This window comes from Sphingobacterium sp. B16(2022) (assembly GCF_012030425.1).
GTDB classification, from domain to species: domain Bacteria; phylum Bacteroidota; class Bacteroidia; order Sphingobacteriales; family Sphingobacteriaceae; genus Sphingobacterium; species Sphingobacterium anhuiense.
This window is the reverse complement of sequence record NZ_JAAUVN010000004.1, coordinates 509,737-517,166: the sequence shown is the minus strand read 5'-3', so window position 1 is coordinate 517,166 and position 7,430 is coordinate 509,737. Positions and strand designations below refer to the sequence as shown.

General features: G+C 36.2%; 7 protein-coding genes. 5 read left to right on the top strand and 2 right to left on the bottom strand.

The genetic code is table 11. The features are described from left to right. Positions 1 to 994: 994 nt before the first annotated feature. A complete protein-coding gene (locus tag HCX49_RS25700) occupies positions 995 to 1,129 on the top strand; it encodes a hypothetical protein (RefSeq protein ID WP_259194733.1) in 135 nt (44 codons plus the stop codon). Between the two features lie 149 nt (positions 1,130 to 1,278). Further along, positions 1,279 to 1,890 (top strand): trimeric intracellular cation channel family protein, encoded by a 612-nt coding sequence (locus tag HCX49_RS20615; RefSeq protein ID WP_168128016.1) that lies wholly within the window; start codon positions 1,279 to 1,281, stop codon positions 1,888 to 1,890. Positions 1,891 to 1,924: 34 nt separating this feature from the next. Here HCX49_RS20615 and def read toward each other — a convergent pair whose 3' ends face one another. Continuing rightward, the gene (gene def, locus HCX49_RS20610) at positions 1,925 to 2,506 is read right to left on the bottom strand and encodes a peptide deformylase (protein WP_132771789.1); all 582 of its coding nucleotides are present in this window, start codon (positions 2,504 to 2,506) and stop codon (positions 1,925 to 1,927) included. 93 nt (positions 2,507 to 2,599) lie between these two features. On the opposite strand from def, the gene HCX49_RS20605 reads away from it, so the two are divergent. The 3 genes from HCX49_RS20605 to miaA are packed head-to-tail and all read left to right on the top strand — an operon-like array spanning position 2,600 to position 5,516. Continuing rightward, positions 2,600 to 3,388 carry a hypothetical protein gene (locus HCX49_RS20605; RefSeq protein WP_132771788.1) on the top strand — a complete coding sequence of 263 codons (789 nt, stop codon included), beginning with the start codon at positions 2,600 to 2,602 and terminating at the stop codon, positions 3,386 to 3,388. A gap of 56 nt (positions 3,389 to 3,444) precedes the next feature. Next, entirely contained in the window at positions 3,445 to 4,617 is a 1,173-nt protein-coding gene (locus HCX49_RS20600; RefSeq protein WP_132771787.1) for a Gfo/Idh/MocA family protein, read from the top strand. Then, positions 4,614 to 5,516, top strand: a complete 903-nt coding sequence (miaA, locus tag HCX49_RS20595) for a tRNA (adenosine(37)-N6)-dimethylallyltransferase MiaA (protein WP_317166851.1) — start codon at positions 4,614 to 4,616, stop codon at positions 5,514 to 5,516. The genes HCX49_RS20600 and miaA overlap by 4 nt, the downstream gene beginning before the upstream one ends. A 67-nt stretch (positions 5,517 to 5,583) precedes the next feature. Here the strand turns inward: miaA and HCX49_RS20590 are convergent, their stop codons facing one another. Further along, positions 5,584 to 7,137, bottom strand: coding sequence for a ribonuclease E/G (locus tag HCX49_RS20590; RefSeq protein ID WP_021189239.1), 1,554 nt, complete (start codon positions 7,135 to 7,137; stop codon positions 5,584 to 5,586). Between the last annotated feature and the right edge of the window lie 293 nt (positions 7,138 to 7,430).

Sequence of the window (7,430 nt, the reverse complement as noted above, 5' to 3'; positions counted from 1 at the left end):
TGATGTCGGCATTGCGCCGTTATCGATCTTGTTTCTGTTTCCCTTCGTTTCCGTTGGGACTGCAAAGGTAGAAATCTTTTTGGTTTCTCCAAAATAAATGTGAAAATTTATTTTTTTTGTTTTCCTGATGTTTCTGCGTTTAATCTTCATTAAACCCTTCTTTTTTCAGTGCCTATCCTTTCGGATCAGCCGTTCCTCCCTTGCGGAGTGGTGCAAAGATAGCGACTTTTTATAATCACTTCCTAATCTTTTCCGGAAATAGTTTGCCTCGAAACGGTAAACAGCTTATAACCTGACCGATAAATTTACCTATGATCTGTTCTCGGGGCTGAGAAACGGACAATCCTGGCTTTAAACTATAAAAAGGGGTAGCGGGGGAACTGTTCGTCCTGAACCGTCTTTCATGGATGCAGTATGCTTTTAGGGAATAGCCAAATGGAAATTATATCTTTTTCAGTACAGCGGCATCATCGACACTATTACTATTACTATTACTATTACTGATAAGGTGATCCATGTCTCCTCATGCTTTCCGCAGGGCCGACATCTTTACTTTATACTATATAGTATATAGTATATACTACAAAAGGGATCCTGAGAAGTGCTGCTGTTTTGCAATAGCCAGCTATCCCCGTAAAGATACTCCGGAATAAGGCATATTATAACCTGCTCGGGAACTGAAAGGGAACTGATTATTACTTAAACTGGGATTTATAGAGAGATTACTGAGATTTTATAGGGGGTTAATAGAGCTTTACCTCTACTAACCCCCTATAAACCCCCTCTTATCCCTCTGTTATACCTCTATTATATTCGAACCAGGTACCCAGTTGCTTATAACATGGTATCACCCTGCTAACAACAATAATAGTAGGTTTCTCCAGATTCAATTGGTTTAAAGAGCTGCTTTATAATCACGCTCAAACAGCTAATCGAAAATCAATTTGCATCAAATACGTAATTTTTTCTTTCATAGATTTTAAAAATAAAATCTATGAACTATATTATAAAAGTCAGATTATGTAATAGTCGGTATCTCCAAACTTCCAAAAAAGAAGATATTGATTCTTACCATGCTGTAGACAAATTGATCAGAACTAGCGCTAAGCATTATCGTGATGTAAAATAAAAAACTATATTTACTGCTGGAATAGACGAAACATTAGATTAAGTGATCGGAAAATCATTTTTTAAATCAGGATCATAAAACGATAAAAAAGTATATTAAATACGAATCAACCTATACAACTAAGCGCCAAACCAATAGAATAAGCATAAATGACAGGACCTGATTATATATACTATACTGATTTAATGGGCACAATGCTTTTTGCCATTTCAGGAGCCATGGCAGCTAATCGGAGAAAAATTGATATTTTTGGTGCAACTTTTACAGGATTTGTTACAGCAATAGGGGGCGGTTCACTCCGGGATGTTTTTCTAAACCTTCGTCCCATTTGGGTTGACGATGGGAATTATTTAATTGCTATACTAATCGGGGCTTTTCTATCAGCAGTCCTTAACGACAAATTAGATAGATTCTCCCGAACTTTAACACTTTTTGATGCCATGGGGATCGCTTTCTTTACTATTGTTGGCTTACAGAAATCCATTACCTATGAAAGCTCTACAATTGCGGCTGTAATTCTAGGCATGTTTTCGGCTGTAATGGGAGGGGTCATCCGGGACACCCTTATGAATGAAACGCCACTAATTTTCAGAAAAGAAATTTACGCAACAGCTTGTTTATCAGGAGCTATACTTTACGTAACCTTACCTTATTTTGGACTTTCCGAGGGCATAAATGCTTTTTTAAGTGCATTGTTGATCTTTACAGTTCGGATCTTAGCCGTAAAATATAAATTCTCCCTTCCGATAGTGGGTGGATAAGGTGGAGAAATAATTAGAAAAGCGTTAATTATAACTAACGCTTTTTCTTTTGAAATGGAAATTTCATTTTATATCCAACACGGATCATCCCTTTAGAAATTGTATCCAGTTTTCCTTTCAACATTGTTTTTTTCAGTGTAGACAATTTATCAGTAAACAATTTCCCTTCGATATGATCATATTCATGTTGTACAACACGCGCTGCTAAACCGGATAAATCAATTTCGTGCTCCTCAAAGTTTTCATCCAGATAATTAATCTTAATATTCGGGTTCCTCAAAACATCCTCATTAATATCAGGAATACTTAAGCATCCTTCATTAAAGGCCCATTTCTCACCAGACTCTTCAACCATGATCGGATTAATGAAAACTTTCTTGAAAGCTGTCAACACTTCTTTTTCTTCTTCAATATCTTCAGCAAAAGGAGTTGCGTCGATTACAAAAAGACGAATTGGCAAACCAACTTGGGGGGCTGCTAACCCAACACCACTTGCTGCATACATCGTTTCAAACATATCTGCAATAAGTTGTTTCAAGTTTGGATAATCCTCATCTATTTCATCTGCTACCTTACGCAAAACTGGGTCTCCGTAAGCCACAATTGGAAGTTTCATACTTTATTTTTTTTTGAAGGACAAAGATACGTATTAAAATTCAATCGAAAACCACAGTTTGTTTCTAATAAATCATATTTTTGTTATTCGAAAATGACAGATTCATACCATCAAATAGTAGAACGCTTTTGTAATGCATTACGAAAGAGCTTCAATTCAGAGATTTTAGTCTCCGAAAAATCCCCCGTATTTACAGTAATAACGGGGGAGGAGCTTCCTTTTAAAATTCACCTTTACGGATCTAATATCACGAAGCGGGTTTCAGAAGAAAATCAAAAAATCGTACATATTGATGAAGATATATTATTTAGCAAATATGCTATCATTCTAAAAAGAATACTGGCAATCGCCTTACATCAGAAAAAAGCTTACGCTAGAAATACCGTTGTAGCTCGTGTCGATAAAAAAAATACAATCGCATTCTTGGAAGAAAACCACTTGCAGGGGGCAATGCCAGGAAAATATCGGTATGGTCTATTTTTAGAGGGTGAACTAGTTTCTCTTGCCGTATTTAGCGGAGGAAGAAAAATGCCTGAATTAAATATTGAAAACTATCGGTCATTTGAACTAATTAGATTTTGCAATAAACTTGGTTATAATGTAGTAGGGGGAATCAGCAAATTGCTTAAAGCATTTATCAACGATTTCAACCCCCAGGATATTATGACCTATACGGATAAGGATTGGAATCAAGATTCTTCATTAGAAAAAATTGGTTTTGTCAAAAAATCAGAACTCGAACCCCTTAAATTTTGGGTAAATGGAATATCAAGAGTGCTCATTAGAGATGAAGATCAATATAAGAACCTACAAAAAGAATTTCCTGATGGCTACTTAAAAGAAAACTTGGGCAGTCTTAAACTGATTCTATCTATAAAATAAAATCATTTTTTGTATCTTGTCGATTAATCTAAACAGTAAATAATAAAATATATCACATGAAGAGAAAACTACGAATGGGTATGGTCGGAGGGGGCAACGATGCTTTCATCGGAGCTGTACACCGTATCGCGGCAAATATGGATGGTAAAATCGAACTTGTATGTGGTTCATTCAGCATCAATCCTGAAATCAACAAACAGTCTGCTGAAGATCTATTCATTCCAGAAAATCGTTGCTATGCAAATTATGAGGAAATGATTTTAAAAGAAAGCCAGCTTCCCGAAGGAGAGCGCATGGATTTCTTAACGATTGTTACGCCCAATTTCATGCATTATCCTCCTGCAAAAATGGCTTTGGAAAATGGTTTCAATGTTGTCATTGAAAAACCGATGACCTTAACATTAGAAGAAGCAAAATCTTTAGAAGAAATAATAAAAAGCACGAATAAAACACTTTGCTTAACACATACTTACTCCGGTTATCCGATGGTAAAACAAGCGAAAGCAATGGTTAAAGCTGGTCACTTTGGTAAAATCCGTAAAGTTGTTGTCGAATATCCTCAGGGATGGTTGAGTAAATTGACTGAGCGTGAAGGAAATGCCGGTGCGGCGTGGCGTGCTGATCCTACTAAATCTGGAAAATCTTTAGCGATGGGCGATATCGGCGTACACGCAGCTCACCTAGCAGAATATATCACAGGATTAAAAATTACAGAATTATGTGCAGACTTAACGACTTTCGTTGAGGGAAGACATCTAGATGATGACGGTTCTGTTTTATTGCGTTTTGAAGAAGGAGCAAAAGGAATGCTTTGGGCTTCACAAGTAGCAGCCGGAGAAGAGAATGCTTTACGCATTCGTATTTATGGTGAAAATGGCGGGTTAGAATGGGCTAACGAAGATCCGAATAACTTAACAATCAAAATGTTAGGCGAACCTCGTCAAGTATTCCGTACCGGAAATGCGTACAATGCTCCAAATCAGTTAAGTTCATTTGCAACACACAATACGCGTATCCCATCTGGGCATCCAGAAGGTCTATTAGAGTCATTTGGTAATATTTACCGCAATTTTGCTCAAACTGTATCTGCGAAATTAGAAGGTAAGACACCAACGGCAGAAATGTTGGATTTCCCTCAAGTACACGAAGGTGTACGCGGCATGGCTTTTATAGAAAATGTTGTCAACAACAACAATGGTTCTGAAAAATGGACTAAATTTGTTGTGTGATAACTAAACAACAAACATTACTTTCTTCTTTGGCAATCTCATCTTTGCCAAGGGAGAAAGTCATCGTTATTTTAGGCCCTACAGCTTCTGGGAAAACAGCTCTAGCAGTCCAAATAGCAAAAGAAATCGGGGCCGAAATTATCAGTGCAGATTCCCGCCAGGTCTATCGTCAAATGGATATAGGTACTGGTAAAGATCTATCCGAATACGGCGATGTTCCTTATCATCTCATCAACATCTGTGATCCAGGAGAAAAATATCATCTAGGACAATTTATAGAAGATTTCCAACAAATCTATCAATCCCTATTGCTACAAAAAAAACGTATCATACTTTCCGGGGGCACTGGGCTCTACATTCAAAGTGTTATTCAAGGCAGTAAATATGTTAAAATTCCTAGCCAACCTGGTTTTAAAGAGGCTCTATATCAATTTGAAAAGGATGAACTTATCGATAGATTAGCCAAGTATAACAAACCCAATGATCTATTTATTGATTTATCCACTAAAAAGAGAATCATTCGCGGGATAGAAATTTTAGAATGGCTTAAGAATAATCCAGAAATGATACTTAGTAATGAAAGTTTAGATTCCTTTGTAATAGGCTTAAATCCTGATGTATCAACAAGAAGAAAAAAGATCTCCAAAAGACTGGATCAAAGAATAGAGGCAGGACTTATTTTGGAGGTACAGGCATTATTGGAATCTGGTGTTAGTCATACAGAACTGCAATATTATGGTCTGGAATATAAATATATATCTAAATACCTATTAGGCGAATTAAACTACGAAGAGTTCTATAAAAAATTGGAAACAGAAATTCATCGCTATGCAAAAAGGCAGATGACTTATTTCCGTAAGATGGAAAAAGATGGCATTGTCATCAATTGGTTGGATTAAAAGTATCAGAGTTTATAAACAGAAAAAGGGTTGACCAGATGGATCAACCCTTTTTAATTTCTTTCGATTATAACTTGATTTCCTCGTCTTTAGCATTAAAGAAATGGAATTCCGTTAAATAATATGAAGTAACCGGAACAACTTTGATCCATTTTTGAAACTTCAAAAACCATTTTATTCTTTTTGAAATAAAGCCAGATTTAATAAAAGCGGCTATATAAGGATGTACACATAGTGATATTCCTTTTTCATTTTGTTCTTGAAGAATAAAACTTAAATTATTTTCAATATCATCCATCAGGACAATACTTGACCGGATCTCACCAGTACCATCACAAGCGGGACATTTCTCATTTGTAACGATATTCATTTCTGGTCTAACACGTTGACGCGTAATCTGCACTAATCCAAATTTACTTGGAGGCAAGATTGTGTGTCTCGCACGATCCGTGGCCATACATTCTTTCAAGAAGCTGTACAGCTCTTTGCGATGAGTAGGTTTATGCATATCGATAAAATCGACAACAACGATCCCGCCCATATCTCTTAAGCGCAATTGACGCGCAATTTCTTTTGCTGCTTCCATATTAACCAGGAGCGCATTATCCTCTTGGTTCTCTTTATTAGCAGAACGATTACCACTATTAACATCAACGACGTGAAGTGCTTCAGTATGCTCGATTACGAGATAAGCACCACCTTGTAATGTAACAGTTTTTCCAAAAGCAGCTTTGATTTGTTTCTCAACCCCAAAATGGTCAAAAATTGGTTCTTTATGTTTATAAAGTTTTACAATTTTTTCTAGATCAGGAGAGATATCTTGGACATAAGATTTTGTCTCTTCATATATCACAGGATCATTTACATGAATATGTGTAAATTCATCTGTTAATAAATCGCGTAAGATGGTAGAAGCTCTATCCATTTCACCCAATACTTTTTGAGGAGGTTCTGCTGTCCGAAGTCGCTTGGTAAATATTTCCCACTTAGAGATTAGATCCAATAAATCCTTTTGTAGTTCGTCTACGCCTTTACCTTCAGACACCGTTCGGATAATAACTCCAAAATTAGGAGGTTTTATTCCTTCGACAATCTTCTTGAGACGTGTCCGCTCATTACTTCCTTTGATTCGTTTGGATATGGAAACCGCGCTTGAAAAAGGTACCAGTACGACAAATCTACCTGCAATAGATAGATCGGAGCTCAATCGAGGTCCTTTTGTTGATATTGGTTCTTTTGCGATTTGAACTGGTAAAAGCATATTTTTGCTTAAGATATCAGATATCTTACCGGCCTTATCGATGTCCTTTTCAAGTTTTAAACTATTTAGCAGTTTCTCTTGATAACTGCCATTCTTTACTATTCGAGTAAGTTTTAGCAAAGATTGAACCTGAGGACCTAAGTCCAAATAGTGGAGAAAAGCATCTTTTTCGTATCCCACGTCTACAAATGCTGCATTTAATCCCGGCATAATTTTTTTGATTCGCCCAAGATAAATATCTCCAACTGAAAAATTATTGTTAACCGTTTCCCTATTTAGTTCAACAAGCTGCTTATCCTGTAGCAAAGCAATAGTAACTCCTTTTTCAGGAGTAGAATCGATAATTAATTCCTTTACCAACAGCTACATATTTACGATACAAATTAGCATACCCTGCTAACTTTGTTGTATCTGATTAAACCTTAAAGAACGTTTTTTTATAAAAAAAAACAATCTACACGTAATAAATTACGTGTAGATCATCAAACTTCAATGCGATTATTGCGTTATTTTCATGTCTCAACAACCTATTGGAGTCTTATACAAGAAAGACTATTTTTTCTTGTGTCTATTTTTTCTTAAACGTTTTTTACGTTTGTGAGTAGCCATTTTGTGTCTTTTTCTTTTTTTTCCGCTTGGCATAGCTAATTTTT

Bases quoted from the DNA above. Each gene is read 5' to 3' on its own strand.
- HCX49_RS20615 (WP_168128016.1), top strand. From the start codon at position 1,279: ATGACAGGACCTGATTATATATACTATACTGATTTAATGGGCACAATG.
- HCX49_RS20605 (WP_132771788.1), top strand. From the start codon at position 2,600: ATGACAGATTCATACCATCAAATAGTAGAACGCTTTTGTAATGCATTA.
- HCX49_RS20600 (WP_132771787.1), top strand. From the start codon at position 3,445: ATGAAGAGAAAACTACGAATGGGTATGGTCGGAGGGGGCAACGATGCT.
- HCX49_RS25700 (WP_259194733.1), top strand. From the start codon at position 995: ATGAACTATATTATAAAAGTCAGATTATGTAATAGTCGGTATCTCCAA.
- def (WP_132771789.1), bottom strand. From the start codon at position 2,506: ATGAAACTTCCAATTGTGGCTTACGGAGACCCAGTTTTGCGTAAGGTA.